This is a genomic window from Streptomyces sp. NPDC102490, from assembly GCF_044765285.1.
In the GTDB taxonomy this organism is placed as follows: Bacteria; Actinomycetota; Actinomycetes; order Streptomycetales; family Streptomycetaceae; genus Streptomyces.
In genome coordinates this window covers 117352-138977 of record NZ_JBIWJU010000004.1, presented here as the reverse complement: position 1 = coordinate 138977, position 21626 = coordinate 117352, and the positions used below count along the sequence as shown (strand labels likewise).

Genomic DNA, 21626 nt, shown 5'->3' with positions numbered 1-21626 from the left:
CGCTGATCCGGATCAGTGATCCAGGTAAGTGGTTCAGTGATCCGAATATATGGATCAGTGAACCACTTCGTCAAGGGGCAGGAGAGGCAGCGATGCGTGCCGACGCCAGGAGAAACCGTGACCACGTGCTCGCCGTGGCCGGCGACGTCGTCAGCGAGCAGGGTGTCGACGTGTCGATGCGTGACATCGCGCGCAGGGCCGACGTCGGGCTGGCGACGCTGCTGCGGCACTTCCCGACGCGCGAGGCGCTGCTGGAGGCGCTGCTCCACACGAGCTTCCACGAGCTGACGGCCCGGGCTGCCGAGCTCGAGGCATCGGAGGCGGCCGAGGGCGCCCTTGTCGCGTGGGTGCGCCAGTGCGTCGCGTGGACCACCGAGTACCGAGGCGTGACGGTGCTGATGGCGGCCGCCATCGAGGACCCCGAGTCCGCACTGCACGTCTCGTGCACCACCCTGCGCGCTGCCGGTGCCCGCCTCCTCACCCGGGCCCAGGCCGCGGGCCTGGCGCGCGCCGACCTCGACGGTGACGACCTGTTCGCGCTGATAGCGATGCTCGCCTGGGCCGGTGACCAACCGGCGCTCGCTCCCCGCGCCGACCACCTGTTCGCCGTTCTTGCCGACGCGATCCTGACGGGCACGGACGGCACCCGGAGCAGGAGTGCGGGCGACGGGAAATGAACCCGTCTCGGCGGGGCTGGGGGGGTGTTTGGAGCAGGTGGGCCGGGTTGCGGCCCGGCCCGCGGCTGTCGCCTGGCTGTCGCCTGGACGGGCTCAGGCGGAGGCGCGGGCGAGGGTGCCCGCGGTGAGCGTGGCCAGTATCTCCCGCAAGGCGGTCACGAAGTCCAGCTTGAACGCGGTGAGTGAGGGGTCGGCCTCGTAGGCGGCGAGCATCGCCGGGGAGGGCCGTGCGTGTGTCCACACGGCGCCGACGGCCATGATCATCGCCGCGGTCAACTGCGGGGCGCTGGTGCCCAGCTCGGGAAGGTGCTGACGGGCCAGCGCCGCGATGTCGGCGACGTTGGCCACGGCCGCGCGCTTGTAGCGGGCGGCCACTTGCGGGGAAACGTTGTGCTCCAGTACGCCCGCCTGGGCGCTCAGCAGGTCACACAGGACCCGGCGCCGGGCGAGGGAGGCCGCGATGACGGCGGCGAACTGCTCACCGCGCCGGCCCACCGGAGCGTCCTGGTCGATGCCCGCGTGCACCAGTGCGGGCAAGTCGGCCACCCACTGCCGCCAGGCACGGTCGAGCAGCTCCAGCAGGATCGCCTCACGCGATTCGAAGTAGCGCAGCACATTGGACTTCGCCAGCCCGACGCGCCGGCTCAGCTCGTTCAGGCTGATCTCGCCGATGGACATCTCCTCGAGCATGGCGGCGGTGGTGTCGAGGATGGCCTGGCGCCGTATCTCACGCTGCTCCTCACTGCGCGCGCGCTGGAAGGTCGTCATGCCCCCAGGCTACAGACTGCCGGTCTTTTGACACCAGACCGGCGGTCTCCTATGTTGGGGGCCACGGGCGAACAGACCACCGGTCTGAAAAGAGGGACCGGGGCTTGGGCTGCACCAGGGCCGGCGCCCAGGACGTTCATGGCGGCCCACGAATCCGAGGAACGTGACAACGGTGAACCACTGGACTCCCGACGACATCCCCGATCAGACCGGCCGCACGGCGCTGATCACCGGCGGAAACAGCGGGATCGGACTCGAGACCGCCCGCGCGCTCGCCCGGCACGGGGCCCGCGTCATCCTGGCCGGCCGCAGCCGGACCAGGCTGGACCAGGCCGCGGAGACGGTGCGTGCCGCGGCCCCCGGGGTCCGGACGGACACCCTCGTGCTCGACCTCTCCGACCTCTCCTCCGTGCGCGAGGCGGCCACCCGAATCGCCGAGACCGAGACGGTCGACCTGCTCTTCAACAACGCCGGCGTGATGAACCTGCCCGAGCGGCGGACCACCCGCGACGGCCTCGAAATGACAGTCGGCACCAATCACCTCGGCCACTTCGCCTTCGACGCTCAGGTCTGGCCCGCCGTGCGCCGCTCGTCCGCACCGCGCGTGGTCACCGTCAGCGCTATCGCGGCACGGTGGCCGATGGGCAGGCTGGACGACCTGCTGAGCGAAAAGAGCTACCGCGCCATGGGCGCCTACGCCAAGTCCAAGCGCGCCAACATCGTCTACACCCTCGAACTCGCGCGCCGCACCGCGAACAGCCCTCTCCAGGTGCTCGTCGTCCACCCGGGGTCGGCGATGACCAATCTGCAACAGCACGGCAACGGCGCCCTGAGCCGCGTGATCACTCCGCTCGCCGCACGCCTGCTCATGGGCTCGGCCGAGGGCGCGGCCTGGCCCTCCCTGTACGCGGCGACCAGCCCGCAGGTCCCGTCGGGCAGCTTCATCGGCCCCGCCGGACGGGACCAGACCTCCGGCACCCCCAAGCCCGCCAAGCTCCCCACAGGCGCCGACGACCCCGCGGAAGGCAGCCGGCTGTGGGCGGCGAGCGAGCAGCTCACAGGTGTCCCCTTCGACCTCGAAGCCGGGGCCGCCCTCTAGGGCCCCTCGGCCTACGGCTGAGCAGGCCGCAGGGGATGGGAGTGTGGAAGGGGAGCGCGGCCCGTCACAGGTTGTCGTAGTAGAAGCCGGTCAGCCGTTCGACGGCGGCGTCGACGTACTCGGGCACGTCGTACAGCTCGTAGTGGCCGGCGCCCTCGATCACCATCAGGTCGACCGGGTTGGGGGCCGTCTTCCAGAGCTGCATGCCCGCCTCGTAGGAGCCGGTGTTGCCGACGCGCCCGGCGAGGACGACCTGGAGTGGCTGGGTCATGAGGGGGTCGACCAGATGGAACGCGTCGTAGCCCAGCAGGAGTGAGTCGCCGCGCGAGAGGCGGCGGTTGGTGGAGTGCTCGTTGCCGCCCCGCTCGGTGCGGTAATAGGTGATGGCCTGCGTGGTGTCGAGGTCGGTCAGACCCGCTGCCGCGGCGTCCTCAAGGGTGTCCGGGAGCCAGTTCACCCGGCCCGTCTCGCCGGAGCGTGCCTCTTCCACGCGCGCGTCGGCCAGGGCTTCGAGCGCGGCGACCGGGCCGTCGGGCTGGAAGCCGCGGAAGGAGGTGCCCATGTTGCCGGGGACCACGGTGCCGACCGCCTTGAGCCGGTGGTCCGTGCGGGCGGTGTGCACGGCGTAGCCCCCGCCGGCGCAGATGCCGAGGACGCCGATGCGCTGCGGGTCGATGCCGGGGACGGTGCTGAGTGCGTCGACGGCGTAGGAGATGTCCTCGCCGCGGCGGTAGGGGTCTTCCAGGTCGCGGGGCTCGCCACCGCTCTGTCCTTGGTGAGCGGGATCGAAGACGAGCGCCGCGAGACCGCGGGCGGCGAGACGGGACGCGTAGTTCGCTCCGATCTGCTCCTTCACGCTGCTGCCGGGGGTGGAGAGCACCACCGCGCGCAGCGGCGCGCTGCCGTCGGCGCCGTCGGGAAGGTGGAGATCGGCGGCGAGCTCGATCGGTCCGCGCGGGAGGGTCATGTGCTGGAGCATGGACAGCGCCCTTCGTGAGATTATTGCCTCTCGGTCGAACCAGTACGAGACGCGTACTAGTACGACTTGGAACTAGTACGGAACGGTACCACTTTCTTGGGGGCTCGCATGTCGGTCGACGGTGCGCAGCTGTGGACGCTGAACCAGCGGCTGCTCAGTGTCGTGATGGATGCCTGCACGGAGGAGCTGGCCGACCTCGGGCTGGAGACGAAGGAGTTCTTCGTCTTGGCGGAGGTGGCCGATTCGCCCTACCCGGCGGAGATCGCGGCGGCGCTGCTGCTCCCCAAGGCAAGCGTGACGGTCTACGTGCGCAACCTGGTCGCCAAGGGCTTCATCCGGCGCGAGATCGACGACGCGGACCTGCGGCGTCACCGCCTCGTGCTGACCTCCGCGGGCACGGAGGCGCGAGATCGTGCCCTGGCGGCCCTGGCGGCGGAGTACGACCGCAGGCTGGCGAGGATCACTCCGCAGGACCGCGCCGAACTGCACCGCATCCTTCAGGAGATGCTGACCCCACCCGCATGAAGGACGCCGGGACCGGGACCGGATGCCGAGAGATTCGACCGGGCTCGGCCGCCACGTAGTCGGTGCCGTACGGGGGATGGCCGTCGCCGGTGAGGATCGCGGGACCGGTCTCTTCGCCGTCGCCGGCTGGCTGCCAGCGCGTCGGGTGGGACAGCGGCCGGTCGGCGTCGGACGGCTCCACCGGAGCCCAGCGGGCGAGTTCGCGCACCAGACCGGCAGCGGCGGCACGAGGTCCGGCCGGCACGCGCGGTGCTGTTGGTGAGCGTGGACGTGAAGCGTTTCCGCGGCAGGGGCCGCAGGGCGTCGGCGTCGCGCGCATCCAGGTTGGACTCGTCCAGCCGCTCCGAGAGGGGGTAGGCGAAGAGCCGGGGCCGGAGCAGGTCGTGCGCCATGAGGTCGCGGACCGACCGGTCGAGGTCCGCCGCGATCCGGCGCCGGTACTCGTCGGAGCTCTCCGCGCGCCCTTCGCCCGCCAGCCACCGCCGGTCGACACGCCTTGCGCGCCGGCCACGCGAGGCACCCTTCACACCGGTGGCCCAGTGAGGTGGCCCATCGGGGTACGCAGGGCTCCAGCTCGGGCGGCGCCGCGTCGGTGCGGGACGACGCGGCGCCGCGTGAGCAGGTCTGGGAGGGACGGTCGAAGGGGGCGGGTCTCAGGCGCCGCTGCCGGTGACGAGGGCGGGCTCGCACGTCCGTAACGCCGTCACGTAGTTGCCGTCGGTTCCGCAGCCGGCGAAGGTCGCCCAGGCGCGGGGTGCGATGACGCGGCAGGGGGCGTCCTGGCCGTTCGTGTACGCGACTGTGACGGCGACGGTGTCGCCACAATTGTTGACGACGTCCGTGTACCGCCAACTCTGGTAGTACTCCACGCACTCCGGAGCAGGCGATACGGCGGGCGCCGCGACGGACGGGGTGGCGGTCACGGTCGTCAGAAGGCCCACCGTGGTCGTGGATGCGAGGACAAGGGCGAGCGATGCGCGCTTCATGTGGGACATGCAGGGCATACTTGAGGCCCAGTAGTCCTTGCGCAAGTTGCTGTAAAACATTTCGGCCAGCGGGCGCGGCTCGTGGACCACGGTGAGCCTCTCGCTCCGTGCTCCAGTTCCACGTGCCCGTCGGTGCCGCGGGGCAGGCCGAGCGTGGGTGCTGGACCGGAGTTCGTGTCGCGTCGCACCGCGGTCGGTGGTGCAGGAGTTCGCCACGGCGACGCCGTGCACGGCATAGCGGCGGGAGAGTTGCCAGACCAGCGGGGACGGCCCGCCGCGCATCAGCCGTCGGTCGCGCCGCGCGCGCAGCCCGCCCGCAACGCGTCGCGGTCGATGAAGTCGGTGTGCGTGCCCGCGCTCGTGCACGCGAACGCCCCGGACACCGACCCGGCGAGCACGCAGTCGGCCACCGGCTGCCCCTGGATCAGGGCGTACAGGAACGCGCTCACGAACGCGTCCCCGGCGCCGTTGCTGTCGACGACCGGACGCTCCGGCCGTACGGCGGGGAAGTGCCGCACCTTCTCGTCGCCGCGTTCGAGGACGTGGCAGCCGGCGGCGCCGTCGGTGGCGACGACGAGGCGCGCGCGGCCCCGTTCCACGACGGAACGCATCACGTCGCCGAGGCGGTCGTGGATCGCGGCGGCGCTCAAGAAGACGTAGTCGGACGCGACCGCGTAGGTCAGGTGGTGCGGGTTGACGCCGTCCCAGTCGTGCAGGTCCGTCGAGCTGGGAATGCCGAGACGGTGGATGTCGGCGTACATGTCCATGGTGACGCCGGTGATGGACAGGTGCACGTGCCGGGCCCGCTCCAGGAACGGAAGGTAGAAGTCGCGGGGCAGCCGCAGGCCGGCCGGGTGGCGGCCGTCGTAGAAGGAGAAGCGTCGGCCCTGCGCGTCGACGAGGTTGACGCCGCGCGGGGTGCCGTGCGGCGAGACGACGTGACTGAAGTCGAGCCCGGCGGTGGCGTACGCGGCGAGGATCTGCCGGCCCTGTGCGTCGTCGCCGAGGAAGTCGATGAACTTGGTGCTGAGCCCCAGGGCGTGGGCGCCGCGGGCGACGCCGTTGCCGGTGTGGGCCACGTAGTCGCAGACCGGGGGCACGAACATCGAGTCGCCGGGCGGCACCCGGAGTTCAGGCACCCGCACGATGGTGTCCACCCCGGCGCCGCCCGCCACCAGAATGTCGTACGTGGTCGAGGACGCGTTCACGTCAGTACTCTTTCTGCCTGTGGTATGGGGTAGATTTTCCCGTTCTTCAGGCGAAGACCCGCCGCCCCAGCTCCTCCCGCTCCAACTGGACGAGCCGGTGGTGCTGGTGCCTCACGGCGGCCCCCTACGGGGTCCGAACTGACCTATGAAGCAAGGGCATTGGTCGATGAGAGCACCGAGTGAAACACTGCGGCGACGGTCTCAGCAAGTACTTTCTGAAAATTGCAGCAATGTCTAGCGTGAGGTGGGGAGGCTCTGCTTGAGTCGGGTCGCGCCCCGCTCACCGAGCTGGACCGAGAAGGAGCCCGTGCGACCGCACGCACCGCAAGACCCGTCCCGCCGGAGGCGAAGATCAGCGGGTCGGCGCCGAGGGTGCCGCGGTGGTCGAGCCGCGCACCACGAGTTCGGGCATGAACATGAACTCGGTGTGAGGTGCGGGGGTCCCGCCGATCTCCTCGAGAACCGTGCGGACGGCCGCCTGGCCCATGGCGTGGACCGGCTGACGGATCGTGGTGAGGGGCGGGTCGGTGAAAGCGATCAGCGGGGAGTCGTCGAAGCCGACCACGGAGACGTCCTGCGGGACACGGCAGCCGGCCTGGCGGGCGGCGCGGATGGCGCCGAGGGCCATCATGTCGCTGGCGCAGACGATCGCCGTGCAACCTTGCGCAAGGAGTGCCGTCGCCGCGGCCTGGCCGCCCTCCATGGTGTAGAGGGAGTGCTGCACCAGCTCCTCGCTCTGCTCCTCGGTCAGCCCGAAGTACTCGGACATCCCGGCCACGAAGCCCTCGATCTTGCGCTGCACCGGGACGAACCGGCGCGGGCCGACCGCGAGGCCGATCCGGGTGTGTCCCAGCGAGGCGAGGTGCTGCACGGCCAGTCGTGTCGCAGCCCGGTCGTCGGTGGAGACGAAGGGGGCCTTGATGTGCGGCGAGAATCCGTTGACGAGTACGAACGGTATGCCCTGACCGCGGAGTTGGTCGTACCTGTGGGTGTCGGCGGTGGTGTCGGCGTGCAGCCCGGAGACGTAGATGATGCCGGAGACACTGCGCTCGACGAGCATCTCGGTCAGTTCGTCCTCGGTCGAGCCGCCCGGTGTCTGGGTGGCGAGGACCGGCGTGTAACCCTGGCGCGTGAGCGCCTGGCCGATGACCTGGGCGAGCGCGGGGAAGATGGGGTTGTCGAGCTCCGGGGTGATCAGCCCCACCAGGCCGGCGCTGCGGGTGCGCAACCGCGACGGTCGCTCGTATCCGAGTACGTCGAGTGCCGCCATGACGGATTCGCGGGTGCCGGTGGCCACTCCGGGCTTGCCGTTGAGTACGCGGCTGACTGTGGCTTCACTGACCCCCGCCTGGGCTGCGATGTCGGAGAGCCGCGCGGTCATGGAAGTGGACTGTACCGGTTACCTGCTGGAAAGCCCACCAAAGGACGGCGGCCACCGAGACGGGCGAGTCGGCCTCGTCCTGGAAGACCTTGCAGCACCGCGCGGCACGCTGCGGAAGCCGTGCGGTGGGCTCGACTTGCCTTGTCGTCACCTTCGTGGTGCTTTCGTCCTGGACGTGCCCGAGGCTCGCGGGATGTCAAGTACTCCGTAGGCAACTGATGGGCCACGAAGAAGTAACGATGAGTGGTTCTTGCAGAAAATCCGCGCAACGTCTTTCGTCGGTCTTACGGCGCTGTTACGTTCACGTCGCCCGGTGGCCGCGACGGCTCAGTCGGCACGTCGGCCAGAGGGACGGACGGGACCGTTCCTCGCCCACTCACGGGCCTTCACCCTCTAGGAGATCTCATGCGGCGTGGCATAGCGGCCACCGCGGTGCTGGCGTCCCTCGCACTCGCGGCGACGGCCTGCGGCGGAAGTGACGACGGCGGCAACGCCTCCGGCCCCGTGACCATCACGTGGTGGGACACGTCGAACGCCACCAATGAAGCACCCACGTACAAGGCGCTGGTCAAGGACTTCGAGAAGGCCAACCCGGACATCAAGGTCAAGTACGTCAACGTCCCGTTCGACCAGGCCCAGAACAAGTTCGACACGGCGGCCGGCGCCAGCGGCGCGCCCGACGTGCTGCGGGCCGAGGTCGGCTGGACCCCGGCCTTCGCGAAGAAGAGCTACCTGCTACCGCTCGACGGCACCGAGGCGCTCGCCGAGAAGGACTCGTTCGAGCCGAACCTGATGAAGCAGGCCCAGTACGAGGGCAAGACGTACGGCGTTCCGCTGCTCACCGACACGCTCGCACTCGTCTACAACAAGGCGCTGTTCGAGAAGGCGGGCATCAGCGAGGCGCCCAAGACCTGGGACGACCTGAAGAAGGCCGCCGCCACCATCAAGGACAAGACCGGCGTCGACGGCTTCTTCGGTTCCGAGAAGGGCTACTACCTCGAACCGTTCCTGCTGGGCGAGGGCACCGACACGGTCGATGCCGAGGCGAAGAAGATCACCCTGAACTCTCCCGAGGGACAGAAGGCGGCCGAGACCTGGCTGAGCCTGTTCGACGGCAAGGGGCTGCACAAGGCGGACGTCACGGCGGACTCGTACGCGCACCGCCAGGACGCGTTCGTCAGCGGCAAGGCCGCCATGACCATCGAGGGTCCCTGGGAGATCACGAACTTCTACAAGGGCTCGGCCTTCAAGGACAAGGGCAACCTCGGCATCGCCACCGTCCCGGCCGGCTCCACCGGCAAGGCCGCCGCCCCGACCGGCGGCCACAACCTGTCCGTCTACGCGGGCTCCGACCAGGCCCACCAGGACGCGTCCCTGAAGTTCGTCAAGTGGATGACCTCCGCGAAGACGCAGGAGCAGATCGCCCTGAAGAACTCGACGCTGCCCACCCGTTCGGACGCCTACACCGCGAAGGTCACGTCCGACCCCGGACTCGCCGGATACCAGAAGGTGCTCGCCGCCGCCCAGCCGCGGCCCGAGCTGCCCGAGTACAGCTCGCTGTGGGGGCCGCTCGACCAGGAACTGCCCAAGGCGGCCAGCGGCAAGGAGAGCCTCGACAAGGTGCTGTCCTCCGTCGAGACCCAGTACGGCAAGCTCCTGCCCGACGGCTTCGGCAAGTGACGCGCTGACCGCGCACTCCCCGATCAGGTGCCGCGGCCCGGCCCCAACAGCCCGCCCCGCGTGGCCGGCCGCGGCACCCGCCACACCCGCCCCAGACCAGAAGGTGTTTCCTCATGACAGTCGCCGTGGAGCGCCCGGCCGCCCCCAGTGGTGACGACCGCGGCCGGCGTCCGGGCCTCGTCACCCGCCTCAAGAGCGGCTACCAGAAGCACTGGTACGCGTACGCGATGATCGCCCCGGTCCTCGTCGTGCTCGCCGTCATCGTGCTGTATCCGCTGGTCCGGGGCTTCTATCTGACGTTGACGGACGCCACGAGCCTCAACTCCGCCCGCACCATCGGCGTCAACCACATCGACGCCACCTACAAGTTCATCGGCCTCGACAACTACGCCGACATCCTGTGGGGGCCGACCGCGTACGACCGCTTCTGGTCCCACTTCATCTGGACCATCGTGTGGACGGCGTCCTGCGTCGCCCTGCACTACGGCCTCGGCCTCGGCCTCGCGCTGCTGCTCAACCAGAAGGGGCTGCGCGGCCGCACCGCCTACCGGATGATGCTGATCCTGCCCTGGGCCGTGCCGACGTTCGTCACCGTCTTCGCCTGGCGCTTCATGCTCGCCGACGCCGGTGTCGTCAACACCACGCTCGACGCGCTCGGGATGCCCTCGCCGGCCTGGCTGGAGGACCCGCTCTTCCAGCAGATCGCCGCCATCATGGTCAACACGTGGTGCGGTGTGCCCTTCATGATGGTCTCGCTCCTCGGCGGTTTGCAGTCCATCGACTCGACGCTGTACGAAGCGGCGGAGATGGACGGCGCGAACGCCTGGCAGCAGTTCCGCAACGTGACCCTCCCCGGCCTCAGGTCCGTCAGCTCCACGGTCGTGCTGCTCGGCGTGATCTGGACGTTCAACCAGTTCGCGATCATCTTCCTGCTGTTCGGCAACACCGCGCCGGACGCGCAGATCCTGGTCACCTGGGCCTACTACCTCGGCTTCGGACAGACACCGCGGGACTACGCCCAGTCCGCGACCTACGGCGTCCTGCTGCTGTCCCTCCTCATCGTGTTCACCTCCGTCTACCGCCGCTGGCTGAACCGCAACGACGTGCAAGCCGCCATCTGACGCCGCAGGAGCAGCCACCCCCATGAGCACCCAGACCCTTTCCCAGACCCTGGCCCCGGACCCGGTCGAGACGCCGGCGCCGCGCAACGCTCCGCGCCGAGGCCGGCGCAGCCGCGCGGCGTCGGTGGCCACCCACGCCGTACTGGTCGTCGCGAGCCTCGTCGCACTGTTCCCGATCGGCTGGCTGGTGTTCCTGTCGCTCGGCCCGGGCAAGGACGACTACCTCCATCCGTCCCGCATCCTCGACACCGCGACCCTGAGCAACTACTCGTTCGTGCTCGAGCACACCAACTTCCTCAAGTGGCTGGGCAATACGCTCATCGTGTCCCTCGGCACCACCGTGATCGGGGTGCTCGTGGCGGCGACCAGCGGGTACGCCGTCTCGCGGATGCGCTTCCCGGGCTACCGGAAGTTCATGTGGATCCTGCTGATCACGCAGATGTTCCCGGTCGCGGTCCTGATGGTGCCGATGTACGTGATTCTCTCGGACCTCCGCCTCATCGACACCTACGCGGCGCTCGTCCTGGTCTATCTCACGACCGCGGTGCCGTACTGCGCCTGGCTGATGAAGGGCTACTTCGACACCATCCCGGTCGAGATCGACGAGGCCGGCCGCGTCGACGGGCTCTCGCCGTTCGGCACGTTCTTCCGCCTGATCCTGCCGCTGGCCCGCCCGGGCCTGGCCGTCGCCGCGTTCTACACCATGATCACGGCGTGGAGCGAGGTGGCGTTCGCCAACGCGTTCATGCTCGACGACCAGAAGTACACCCTCGCCGTCGGCCTGCAGAGTTTCGTCAGCGAGCACGACGCACAGCGTCAGTACATGGCCGCGACGGCCGTACTGATCGCCATCCCGATCTCCGCCGTCTTCTACCTCGTTCAGAAGAACCTGGTGACCGGTCTGACAGCCGGTGGCACCAAGGGGTGAACCGCCCCGCACCACTGACCAGTTGTCCGACCCCTCACGTCTCAAGGGACATCATGAGCCAGCACCGCACCGACATGGCACCCGTCTGCGCGACCTCCACCCGCGAGGCCGCGGACTGGTGGCGCGACGCCGTCATCTACCAGGTCTACCCCCGCAGTTTCGCCGACAGCAACGGCGACGGCACCGGTGACCTCGAAGGCATCAGGCAGCGCCTGCCGTATCTGCGCGAACTGGGTGTGGACGCGGTCTGGCTGAGCCCGTTCTACGCCTCCCCGCAGGCCGACGGCGGCTACGACGTCGCCGACTACCGGGCCGTCGACCCCATGTTCGGCACCCTCCTGGACGCCGACGCGCTGATCCGCGACGCCCACGCCCTGGATCTGCGCATCATCGTCGACCTGGTGCCCAACCACTCCTCGGACCAGCACGAGTGGTTCAAGCGCGCGGTCGCCGAGGGCCCCGGGTCGCCACTGCGGGAGCGCTACCACTTCCGTCCCGGAAAGGGAAAGCACGGAGAACTGCCCCCCAACGACTGGGAGTCCATCTTCGGCGGCCCCGCCTGGACCCGGCTGCCGGACGGCGAGTGGTACCTGCACCTCTTCGCACCGGAACAGCCCGACCTCAACTGGGAGCACCCGGCCGTCGCCGACGAGTTCCGCTCCATCCTGAGGTTCTGGCTGGACATGGGCGTCGACGGCTTCCGCATCGACGTCGCCCACGGCATGGTCAAGGCAGAGGGCCTGCCCGACCTCGGCGGCAGCGACCAGCTCAAGCTGCTCGGTACCGACGTCATGCCGTTCTTCGACCAGGACGGCGTCCACGACATCTACCGCGCGTGGCGCCTCATCCTCGACGAGTACGACGGAGACAGGATCTTCGTCGCCGAGGCGTGGACCCCGACCGTCGAGCGCACCGCTAACTACGTCCGCCCCGACGAGCTGCACCAGGCCTTCAACTTCCAGTACCTGGGCGCACCCTGGGAGGCGGCCGAGCTCCGCGCGATCATCGACAGCTCCCTGGACGCCATGCGCCCCGTCGGCGCCCCGGCGACCTGGGTGCTGTCCAACCACGACGTCACCCGGCACGCCACCCGGTACGCCAACCCGCCCGGCCTCGGCACCCAGATCCGCACCCCCGGCGACCGCGCGCTGGGCCTGCGCCGTGCCCGTGCCGCCACCCTGCTGATGCTGGCCCTGCCCGGCTCCGCCTACCTCTACCAGGGCGAGGAACTCGGCCTGCCCGACGTCACCGACCTGCCCGACGAACTGCGCCAGGACCCGTCCTTCTTCCGTGCCCAGGGCCAGGACGGCTTCCGCGACGGCTGCCGGGTGCCGATCCCGTGGACCCGCGAGGGCTCCTCGTACGGCTTCGGTGACGGCGGCAGCTGGCTGCCGCAGCCGGCCGGCTGGGGCGAGCTGAGCGTCGAGGCGCAGACCGGCGTCGCGGACTCCACCCTGGAGCTGTACCGCACCGCCCTCGCCGTGCGCCGCGAGCAGCCCGGCCTCGGCGCCGGCACCGACGTGAGCTGGCACGACGAGGTCCCGGCCGGGGTCCTGTGGTTCGACCGCCCCGGCTTCGCCTGCACCGTCAACACGACGGGGAGCGCGGTCCGGATCGCGGCCCCCGGCCGGGTACTGCTCGCGTCGAGCCCGGTCGCGGACGGGGGCGACGCGTTCGAACTGCCCGCCGACACCGCCGTCTGGTGGGCCGTATGACGGTCCTACGGTCGCCGCGCGCAGCCGACGGCGGCACGCTGCGGCTCCACGACGTCGCGGCCCAGGCCGCGGTGAGCGAGGCCACCGTCAGCCGTGTGCTCAACGGCAAGCCCGGAGTCGCGTCCGGCACGCGGCAGAAGGTGCTCGCCGCGCTCGACGTCCTGGGCTACGAGCGGCCGACACGGCTGCGCCGGCGCAGCGCCGGGCTCATCGGGCTGGTCATCCCCGAGCTGACCAACCCGATCTTCCCGGCGTTCGCGCAGGTCATCGAGCAGGTCCTCGCGGGGTACGGGTACACGCCCGTGCTGTGCACCCAGATGCCGGGCGGGGCGACCGAGGACGAACTGGTCGAACAGTTGGAGGAGCGGGGCGTCAACGGCATCGTGTTCCTGTCCGGGCTGCACGCGGACACCACGGCGGACGCCTTGCGCTATGCCCGGCTCGCCGAGCGTAAGGTGCCGTTCGTCCTCATCAACGGGTTCAACGACCACATCAACGCGCCGTTCGTGTCCCCGGACGACCGCTCGGCGGCCCGGATGGCCGTGCGTCACCTCGTCGACCTCGGGCACGAGCGCATCGGTCTGGCCGTCGGGCCCACTCGTTTCGTGCCGTCGCGGCGCAAGGCGGAGGGCTTCGTGGCCGCGCTGCACTCTCTCCTCGGCACCCCCGGTGACGAGGCCGAGAAGCTGATCCAGCGCACCCTGTTCAGCGTCGAGGGCGGCCATGCGGCCGCCGGTGCGCTGCTCGACCAGGGCTGTACCGGCATCGTCTGCGGCAGCGATCCGATGGCGCTCGGCGTCATCCGGGCGGTGCGCGAGCGCGGTATCGACGTGCCGCGCGACGTCTCGGTGATCGGCTTCGACGACTCACCGCTGATCCCGTTCACCGATCCGCCGCTGACCACGGTGCGCCAGCCCGTGCAGGCGATGGCGACGGCGGCGGTGGGAGCGCTCCTGGAGGAGATCGGCGGCACCCCCGTGCAACGCACGGAGTACGTGTTCCAGCCCGAGTTGGTCGTACGCGGCTCCACGGCGCAGGTGGCACGCCGGCAGGCTCACGAGTAGGTCCCCGCAAGGGACCGGTGTGCACTGCTCCGGTCCGGGCCGGGCGCGTGTGGCCCGGTGCTGCCGGGCCACCGGCACCGGACCGGAAGCGTGGTTGAAGGTAACACCGTTGGATTCCTTGCGTAAGCCCTTGCATGCAGAATTCCCGGTTTCCCTCCGGGTTCTGAGGAGGGCACGCCAAAAGGGTTGACCGCGAAGTCGCCTCCTCGTACGGTCGCCCCGCAACCACTTGCAGCAAGATTCAGCTACTCGGTGAGCAGCTCAATCCCCCCACCAACCCCGCGGGCATGGCGCGTTGCCCTTCGATTCAGGAGGAACCATGGCCAGAAAGTCCGTGGCTGCCGCACTCGCCGTCGTGGCGGGAGCCGCCGCAGCCGTCACGGCCCCGGTCCCGGCGCAGGCCGCACCGCCCGGCGGGAAGGACGTCACCGCGGTGATGTTCGAGTGGAACTTCGCGTCGGTCGCCAAGGAGTGCACCGACACACTCGGCCCCGCCGGCTACGGCTACGTCCAGGTCTCGCCGCCCAACGAGCGGGTGCAGGGCAGCCAGTGGTGGACCGCGTACCAGCCCGTCAGCTACAAGATCGCCACCCGGCTCGGTGACCGTGCCGCCTTCAAGAGCATGGTCGACACCTGCCACGCGGCCGGAGTGAAGGTCGTGGCGGACACCGTCATCAACCACATGGCCAACTCCGCCGGCACGGGCACCGGCGGTTCCACGTACAGCAAGTACGACTACCCGGGCACCTACTCCGGCGCGGACATGGACGACTGCCGCACCGACATCACCGACTACAGGGACCGCTGGAACGTCCAGCACTGCGAGATGGGCGGTCTGCCCGACCTCGACACCGGCGAGGAGTACGTCCGCAAGACCATCGCCGGGTACCTGAACGACCTGCTCTCCCTCGGCGTCGACGGGTTCCGCGTCGACGCCGCCAAGCACATCGCCGTCGACGAGCTCCAGGACATCAAGTCGCGGCTGACCGACCCGAACGCCTACATGAAGCTGGAGACGATCGGCGCCCCGGGGGAGGCTGTGCAACCCGGCGAGTACAAGGGCGTGGGCGACCCGCAGGAGTTCACGTACGCCTACGACCTCAAGCGGATCTTCGGCGGCGAGAAGCTCGCGTACCTGAAGAACTTCGGGGAGGCGTGGGGCTACCTGCCCAGCGACAAGGCGTCCGTGTTCGTGACCAACCACGACACCGAACGCAACGGCAGGACGCTCACCTACAAGGACGGCTCCACCTACACGCTCGCTCAGGTCTTCTCGCTGGCCTGGCCGTACGGAGCTCCGGACGTGCACTCGGGCTACTCCTTCACCGACACGGCCGCGGGCGGCCCCAACGGCGGTCAGGTCAGGGCCTGTCACACCGATGGCTGGCAGTGCCAGCATGCCTGGCGCGAGGTGGCGGGCATGGTCGCCTGGCGCAACACCGCGCGCGGCGAGGCCGTCACGGACTGGTGGGACAACGGGAACAACCAGATCGCCTTCGGCCGCGGAACCAAGGCGTACGTCGCCATCAACCACGAGGGCGGATCGCTGACCCGTACCTTCCAGACCTCGCTGCCCGCCGGCGACTACTGCGACGTGCAGAGCGGCAAGGGCGTGACGGTGAACTCCGCCGGCCGGTTCACGGCCACCCTCGGCGCGAACACCGCGCTGGCCCTGCACGTCGGCGCCAGGACCTGTGGCGGCACCACCGACCCCGACCCAGCCTCCGGCGCCTCCTTCCGCGTCAACGCCACCACCAGCTGGGGCGAGAGCATCTACGTCACCGGCGACAACAGCCGGCTCGGCAACTGGAACCCCGCCGACGCACTCAAGCTCGACCCGGCCGCCTACCCGGTCTGGAAGCTCGACGTCCCGCTGCCCGCGGGGACCTCCTTCGCGTACAAGTACCTGCGCAAGGACGCGAACGGCAAGGTCACCTGGGAGAGCGGCGCCAACCGCACCGCCACCGCCCCGTCATCGGGCACCGTCGTCCTGGGCGACACCTGGTGCGACTGACCACCCGCACCTCCACCTCCACCACCGACGGCCGCCCGGCCCCGCGCCTCGCCGCGGGCGCCGGGCGGCCGGACCGTGCCCCGGTTCCCACCCGACCGCACAGACGAGGAGCACACACGCGTGACCGGCTCTCTGCGAAGGTCCGTTCTCACCGCGGCGCTGGCGGCCGTCCTGGCCACGGCGCTGCCGTCACCCGGGCACGCGGCACCCGCGCCCCGGGCGCCCGCACCCCCGTCCGACGCCTGGCTGGCCGCGCAGCCCGCCCGCCACGACGTGACCCGCGAACAGTTCTACTTCGTCCTGCCGGACCGGTTCGCCAACGGCGACCGGTCCAACGACCGGGGAGGTCTCACCGGCAGCCGCTCGGTGACCGGCTTCGACCCGACGGACAAGGGCTTCTACCAGGGCGGCGACCTCAAGGGCCTGACGCGCAAGCTCGACTACATCAAGGGTCTGGGCACCACCGCCATCTGGATGGCGCCGATCTTCAAGAACAAGCCGGTCCAGGGCAACGGCGAGAGCGCCGGATACCACGGCTACTGGATCACCGACTTCACCCGGGTCGACCCGCACTTCGGCACCAACGAGGACCTGCGGACCCTGATCTCCAAGGCCCACGCCAAGGGCATGAAGGTCTACTTCGACGTCATCACCAACCACACCGCCGACGTCGTCACCAACACCGAGCAGGCGTACGGCTACCGCGGCAAGGGCGCCTACCCCTACCTCGACACCGAAGGCCGCCCCTTCGACGACACCGAGGACCCCGGCCGCAAGGTCGACGCGGACTCCTTCCCCTACACGCCCCAGGTCCCGGCCGCGGAGAAGGGAGCCAAGGTCCCGGCGTGGCTGAACGATCCGACGATGTACCACAACCGCGGCGACTCCACGTTCGTCGGTGAGAGCGGCCTCTACGGCGACCACACCGGTCTGGACGACCTGTGGACCGAGCGGCCCGAGGTCGTCGAGGGCATGGAGAAGATCTACGAGAGGTGGGTCAAGGACTTCGACATCGACGGCTTCCGCGTGGACACCGTCCGCAACGTCGACATGAAGTTCTGGACGCAGTGGGCCACCGCGCTGGACGCCTACGCCGCCGAGCGCGGCCGGGACGACTTCTTCATCTTCGGCGAAACGTTCTCCGCCGACCCCTCCGTCACCGCCCCGTACGTGACCGAAGGGCGCCTCGACGCGACACTCGACTTCCCGATGCAGAACGCCATCCGCGGCTACGCCTCGCAGGGCATGCCCGCATCCGGCCTGTCGGACGTCCTCGCGCAGGACTACCGCTACACCACGGACCGGGCCAACGCGTACAACGAGGTCACGTTCCTCGGCAACCACGACATGGGCCGCATCGGCGCCTTCCTGAAGTCCGACCAGCCGAAGGCGGACGATGCGGAACTGCTGCGGCGGGACCGGCTGGCGCACGAGCTGATGTTCCTGTCGCGCGGCAATCCGGTGATCTACTCCGGCGACGAACAGGGCTTCACCGGCGCCGGCGGCGACAAGGACGCCCGCCAGACGATGTTCGCGTCGAGGGTGGCCGACTACCTGGACGACGACGAGATCGGCACGGCGCGCACGCACGCGAGTGACGCCTACGACGTCCGGCATCCGCTGTACCGGTCGATCGCGGCGCTGTCGAAGCTGCGCGAGGACAATCCGGCGCTGGCGGACGGGGTGCAGAAGGAGCTGTACGCGAAGGATTCGGTATACGCGTTCTCGCGTACGGGCGGCGGCCGGGAGTACGTCGTCGCGGTCAACAACGCCAGCGTGCCGAAGACCGTCGAGCTGCCGGTGGAGACCGCAGGGTCAGGCAAGTACCGTGCCCTGTACGGGGGTTCGGGCACGGTACGGGCCAAGCACGGGCACATCGAGGTCACGGTCCCGGCTCTGTCCTCGCTGGTGCTGCGCGCGCAGAACAAGCTGAGGAAGCCGACGCTCAGGCCCACCCTGTCCCTGACGGCGCCGGACGCCGGCGCCACCGGCACGGTCACGATCACGGCCGACCCGGGACGGACGGAAGGCGCCCGCGTCGTCCTGGCCGCCCAGACGGGCAACGGCACGTGGCACACGCTCGGCTCCGCCGACCACGCCCCGTACACGTTCACGCAGAAGATCCCGGGCACAGTGGCCGCCGGGACACCCCTGCGCTACAAGGCCGTGGTGGTCGACCGCGCCGGACGCACCGCGAGCGCCCTCGCCGACACGGTGGCGGGGCAGGCCCCGGTGCCCGAGAAGCCGAGCGCCGTGGACCGCGCACACGCGGTCGTGCACTACCAGCGGGCGGACGGCGACTACGGCGACGTCACCCTCAAGTCCGGAGACACAGTGGCACCGTTCGTCGGCCGTGACGCCTACGGCGCCTTCGCCTGGGTGCGGGTTCCGGACGGCTCGGACTCGGTGACGTACACGATCGAGGAGTCCGGCACGGCAGCGGGCGGGGAGCGCACCATCGACCTGGCGGAGACCGGTGAGGTCTGGGTCGAGCAGGGCAAGGAGGGGCAGACGACCACCAGGCCGGACGGGGTGTACCCGCCCCCGGACAAGGCGAAGGCGGTCATCCACGTCCACCGTGCCGACGGCGACTACGCCGGCTGGGGCCTACACACCTGGACCGGCTCGGCCAAGGAGACGGACTGGACGAAGCCCCTGCAACCGGTCGGCAGGGACACCTACGGGGCCACCTTCGAGGTGCCGCTGGCCGACGGCGCGACCTCCCTGAGCTACATCCTGCACAAGGGCGACGAGAAGGACATCCCCAGCGACCGGTCCCTGGACCTGGCGGCCTACGGCCACGAAGTCTGGCTGAACGCGGGGGAGAGCGACTACTTGCTGCCCTCGGTCGGTTCCGCTCCGGACCTGGACGTCACCAAGGCCCAGGCGCAGTGGATCGACACCGACACCGTCGCCCTGCCCCCGTCGCTGAACGTCAAGGCTGCCGCGTCGACCCAGTTGGTGTACTCCCGCGACGGCGGCATCACCGTCGACGACGGCGCGCTCAGCAGCGAGGGGCGCTGGCTGCGGCTGCGGCCCGCGCAGCTCACCGAGGCCCAGAAGGCCAGGTTCCCGCACCTGAAGTCGTACGCGGCGTTCACCGTCGACCCACGTGACCGGGACCGCGTGCGCGACGCCCTCCTCGGGCAGCTCGTGCTCACCCAACGCCTCGCGAACGGCGCGCTGGCCACCGCGACCGGGGTCCAGACCCAGGGCGTCCTCGACGACGTGTACGCGCCGAAGGCCGAACGGGCGGCCCTGGGACCGGTGTTCAAAGGCCGCACCGTGTCCTTGGCCGTGTGGGCGCCGACCGCCCACAACGTGTCCCTCGAACTCGGCGGCAGAACCGTCCCCATGCGCCGTGACGACACGAGCGGCACCTGGTCCGTGACCGGCCCGGCAGCGGCCTGGCGCGGCCAGGAGTACCGGTACTCGGTGACCGTGTGGGCGCCGAGCGTCCAGAAGCTCGTCACGAACAAGGTCACCGACCCGTACTCGGTCGCACTCACCGCCGACTCGGAGCGCAGCCTCGTCGTCGACCTGGACGACCGCTCCCTCGCCCCGCGCGGCTGGGACAGCTACGACAAGCCCGAGGCGGTGCCGCTGCCCGACGCCCAGATCCAGGAGCTGCACATCCGCGACTTCTCCGTCGCCGACGCGACGGCGGACACGGACCACCGGGGCACCTACCTCGCCTTCACCGACGACAAGAGCGACGGCTCCCAGCACCTGCGCGAGCTGGCCCGGGCCGGCACGTCCTACGTGCACCTGCTGCCCGCCTTCGACATCGCCACCATCCCCGAGAAGAAGTCCGACCGGACGACGCCCGACTGCGACCTCGCCTCCTACCCGGCCGACTCCGACCAGCAGCAGGAGTGCGTGACGAAGGCCGCCGCCAAGGACGCCTTCAACTGGGGCTACGACCCGTACCACTACACGGTCCCCGAGGGCTCCTACGCCACCGACCCGGACGGCACCGAGCGCACCGTCGAATTCCGGAAGATGGTCAAGGCACTCAACGAGGACGGCCTGCGCGTCGTCATGGACGTCGTCTACAACCACACCACCAGCAGCGGTCAGAGCAAGACCTCGGTCCTGGACAAGATCGTGCCGGGCTACTACCAGCGGCTGCTGGCCGACGGCTCGGTCGCGAACAGCACCTGCTGCGCCAACACGGCCACCGAGAACGCCATGATGGGCAAGCTCGTCGTCGACTCGATCGTCACCTGGGCCAAGGAGTACAAGGTCGACGGCTTCCGCTTCGACCTCATGGGCCACCACCCGAAGGCCAACATCCTCGCGGTCAGGAAGGCGCTGGACGAGCTGACCCCGAAGAAGGACGGCGTCGACGGCAAGAAGATCATCCTGTACGGCGAGGGCTGGAACTTCGGCGAGGTCGCCGACGACGCCCGCTTCGTCCAGGCCACCCAGAAGAACATGGCCGGCACCGGCATCGCCACCTTCTCCGACCGGGCCCGCGACGCCGTGCGCGGCGGCGGTCCCTTCGACGAGGACCCCCGCGTCCAGGGCTTCGCCTCCGGCCTCTACACCGACCCGAACCCCTCCAAGGCCAACGGCACCGAGGCCGAGCAGAAGGCCCGCCTGCTGCACTACCAGGACCTGATCAAAGTCGGGCTGACCGGCAACCTCGCCGACTACGCCTTCACCGACACCGACGGCAAGGAGGTCACGGGCTCCGAGGTCGACTACAACGGCGCCCCCGCCGGATACGCGGCGGCACCCGGCGACGCCCTCGCCTACGCCGACGCCCACGACAACGAGTCCCTCTTCGACGCGCTCGCCTTCAAGCTGCCGAAGGACACGTCCGCCGACGACCGGGCCCGCATGCAGGTCCTCGCCCTGGCGACCGCCGCCCTCTCGCAGGGCCCGGCGCTCTCCCAGGCGGGCACCGACCTACTGCGTTCCAAGTCGCTGGACCGCAACTCCTACGACAGCGGCGACTGGTTCAACGCCCTCCACTGGAACTGCGCCGACGGCAACGGCTTCGGCCGCGGCCTCCCGCCGGCCGCCGACAACCAGGACAAGTGGCCCTACGGCAAGCCCCTGCTGGGCGCGCTACAGGTCGGCTGCCCGCAGATCACCGCCGCCTCGGCGGCATACCGGGACCTGCTGAGGATCCGTACGGGTGAGCAGGACTTCTCCCTCGCCTCGGCCGCGCAGGTCCAGTCCCGGCTCTCCTTCCCGCTCTCCGGCAAGGACGAGACACCCGGCGTGATCACCATGCGCCTCGGTGACCTCGTGGTCGTCTTCAACGCCACGCCCGAGCGGCAGGAGCAGCGCGTCGAGGCCACGGCCGGGACCGGCTACCGCCTGCACCCGGTGCAGGCGGCGGGCGCGGACCCCGTGGTCAAAACGGCCTCGTACGAGAAGGCTTCGGGCACGTTCACCGTGCCGGCCCGCTCCGTCGCGGTGTTCTCCCACTGAGAGAGCCTGGTTGTCCCCCGCACGGCCGCGCGGGGG

The 21626-nt window shown here is 69.9% G+C and carries 15 protein-coding genes; 10 read left to right on the top strand and 5 right to left on the bottom strand.

Annotation, left to right across the window (positions count from 1 at the left end; all coding sequences use genetic code 11):
* The first annotated feature begins 92 nt into the window (after positions 1–92).
* A complete protein-coding gene (locus ACIRGB_RS09885) occupies positions 93–677 on the top strand; it encodes a TetR/AcrR family transcriptional regulator (protein ID WP_403860974.1) in 585 nt (194 codons plus the stop codon).
* 93 nt (positions 678–770) lie between these two features.
* On the opposite strand, the gene ACIRGB_RS09880 is transcribed toward ACIRGB_RS09885, so the two are convergent.
* On the bottom strand, positions 771–1445 hold the full coding sequence (locus ACIRGB_RS09880) for a TetR family transcriptional regulator (protein ID WP_403860972.1): 675 nt from the start codon (positions 1443–1445) through the stop codon (positions 771–773).
* A gap of 172 nt (positions 1446–1617) precedes the next feature.
* Between ACIRGB_RS09880 and ACIRGB_RS09875 the strand changes: the two genes are divergently transcribed.
* Entirely contained in the window at positions 1618–2544 is a 927-nt protein-coding gene (locus tag ACIRGB_RS09875) for an oxidoreductase (RefSeq protein ID WP_403860969.1), read from the top strand.
* Positions 2545–2608: 64 nt separating this feature from the next.
* Here the strand turns inward: ACIRGB_RS09875 and ACIRGB_RS09870 are convergent, their stop codons facing one another.
* Positions 2609–3523, bottom strand: a complete 915-nt coding sequence (locus ACIRGB_RS09870) for an alpha/beta hydrolase (RefSeq protein WP_403860966.1) — start codon at positions 3521–3523, stop codon at positions 2609–2611.
* 108 nt (positions 3524–3631) lie between these two features.
* On the opposite strand from ACIRGB_RS09870, the gene ACIRGB_RS09865 reads away from it, so the two are divergent.
* Positions 3632–4048 carry a MarR family winged helix-turn-helix transcriptional regulator gene (locus tag ACIRGB_RS09865; protein WP_403860963.1) on the top strand — a complete coding sequence of 139 codons (417 nt, stop codon included), beginning with the start codon at positions 3632–3634 and terminating at the stop codon, positions 4046–4048.
* 653 nt (positions 4049–4701) lie between these two features.
* Here the strand turns inward: ACIRGB_RS09865 and ACIRGB_RS09860 are convergent.
* The 3 genes from ACIRGB_RS09860 to ACIRGB_RS09850 all read right to left on the bottom strand — a co-directional run bounded on the left by ACIRGB_RS09860 (position 4702) and on the right by ACIRGB_RS09850 (position 7623).
* Positions 4702–5043 carry an alpha-amylase gene (locus ACIRGB_RS09860; protein WP_403860960.1) on the bottom strand — a complete coding sequence of 114 codons (342 nt, stop codon included), beginning with the start codon at positions 5041–5043 and terminating at the stop codon, positions 4702–4704.
* Positions 5044–5315: 272 nt separating this feature from the next.
* A complete protein-coding gene (locus ACIRGB_RS09855; RefSeq protein ID WP_403860957.1) occupies positions 5316–6242 on the bottom strand; it encodes a carbohydrate kinase family protein in 927 nt (308 codons plus the stop codon).
* Between the two features lie 352 nt (positions 6243–6594).
* Positions 6595–7623: a LacI family DNA-binding transcriptional regulator gene (locus tag ACIRGB_RS09850; RefSeq protein WP_403860954.1), complete on the bottom strand. Its 1029-nt coding sequence runs from the start codon at positions 7621–7623 to the stop codon at positions 6595–6597.
* A 405-nt stretch (positions 7624–8028) separates the two neighbouring features.
* On the opposite strand from ACIRGB_RS09850, the gene ACIRGB_RS09845 reads away from it, so the two are divergent.
* The 7 genes from ACIRGB_RS09845 (at position 8029) to pulA (ending at position 21590) form a co-directional block, all read left to right on the top strand.
* Positions 8029–9303 (top strand): extracellular solute-binding protein, encoded by a 1275-nt coding sequence (locus tag ACIRGB_RS09845; RefSeq protein ID WP_403860951.1) that lies wholly within the window; start codon positions 8029–8031, stop codon positions 9301–9303.
* Positions 9304–9416: 113 nt separating this feature from the next.
* Positions 9417–10424 (top strand): carbohydrate ABC transporter permease, encoded by a 1008-nt coding sequence (locus ACIRGB_RS09840; RefSeq protein WP_403860948.1) that lies wholly within the window; start codon positions 9417–9419, stop codon positions 10422–10424.
* A 22-nt stretch (positions 10425–10446) separates the two neighbouring features.
* Positions 10447–11352, top strand: coding sequence for a sugar ABC transporter permease (locus ACIRGB_RS09835; protein ID WP_403860945.1), 906 nt, complete (start codon positions 10447–10449; stop codon positions 11350–11352).
* Between the two features lie 53 nt (positions 11353–11405).
* Positions 11406–13067 (top strand): glycoside hydrolase family 13 protein, encoded by a 1662-nt coding sequence (locus ACIRGB_RS09830; RefSeq protein WP_403860943.1) that lies wholly within the window; start codon positions 11406–11408, stop codon positions 13065–13067.
* Positions 13064–14131: a LacI family DNA-binding transcriptional regulator gene (locus ACIRGB_RS09825; RefSeq protein WP_403860940.1), complete on the top strand. Its 1068-nt coding sequence runs from the start codon at positions 13064–13066 to the stop codon at positions 14129–14131. Before ACIRGB_RS09830 ends, ACIRGB_RS09825 begins: the two co-directional genes overlap by 4 nt.
* A gap of 319 nt (positions 14132–14450) precedes the next feature.
* Positions 14451–16145 (top strand): carbohydrate-binding module family 20 domain-containing protein, encoded by a 1695-nt coding sequence (locus ACIRGB_RS09820; protein WP_403860937.1) that lies wholly within the window; start codon positions 14451–14453, stop codon positions 16143–16145.
* 120 nt (positions 16146–16265) lie between these two features.
* Entirely contained in the window at positions 16266–21590 is a 5325-nt protein-coding gene (gene pulA, locus ACIRGB_RS09815) for a pullulanase-type alpha-1,6-glucosidase (protein ID WP_403860934.1), read from the top strand.
* Positions 21591–21626: the final 36 nt, after the last annotated feature.

Bases quoted from the DNA above. Each gene is read 5' to 3' on its own strand.
- ACIRGB_RS09825 (WP_403860940.1), top strand. From the start codon at position 13,064: ATGACGGTCCTACGGTCGCCGCGCGCAGCCGACGGCGGCACGCTGCGG.
- ACIRGB_RS09865 (WP_403860963.1), top strand. From the start codon at position 3,632: ATGTCGGTCGACGGTGCGCAGCTGTGGACGCTGAACCAGCGGCTGCTC.
- ACIRGB_RS09840 (WP_403860948.1), top strand. From the start codon at position 9,417: ATGACAGTCGCCGTGGAGCGCCCGGCCGCCCCCAGTGGTGACGACCGC.
- ACIRGB_RS09885 (WP_403860974.1), top strand. From the start codon at position 93: ATGCGTGCCGACGCCAGGAGAAACCGTGACCACGTGCTCGCCGTGGCC.
- ACIRGB_RS09870 (WP_403860966.1), bottom strand. From the start codon at position 3,523: ATGCTCCAGCACATGACCCTCCCGCGCGGACCGATCGAGCTCGCCGCC.
- ACIRGB_RS09835 (WP_403860945.1), top strand. From the start codon at position 10,447: ATGAGCACCCAGACCCTTTCCCAGACCCTGGCCCCGGACCCGGTCGAG.
- ACIRGB_RS09880 (WP_403860972.1), bottom strand. From the start codon at position 1,445: ATGACGACCTTCCAGCGCGCGCGCAGTGAGGAGCAGCGTGAGATACGG.
- ACIRGB_RS09860 (WP_403860960.1), bottom strand. From the start codon at position 5,043: ATGTCCCACATGAAGCGCGCATCGCTCGCCCTTGTCCTCGCATCCACG.
- ACIRGB_RS09820 (WP_403860937.1), top strand. From the start codon at position 14,451: ATGGCCAGAAAGTCCGTGGCTGCCGCACTCGCCGTCGTGGCGGGAGCC.
- ACIRGB_RS09850 (WP_403860954.1), bottom strand. From the start codon at position 7,623: ATGACCGCGCGGCTCTCCGACATCGCAGCCCAGGCGGGGGTCAGTGAA.
- ACIRGB_RS09830 (WP_403860943.1), top strand. From the start codon at position 11,406: ATGAGCCAGCACCGCACCGACATGGCACCCGTCTGCGCGACCTCCACC.
- ACIRGB_RS09845 (WP_403860951.1), top strand. From the start codon at position 8,029: ATGCGGCGTGGCATAGCGGCCACCGCGGTGCTGGCGTCCCTCGCACTC.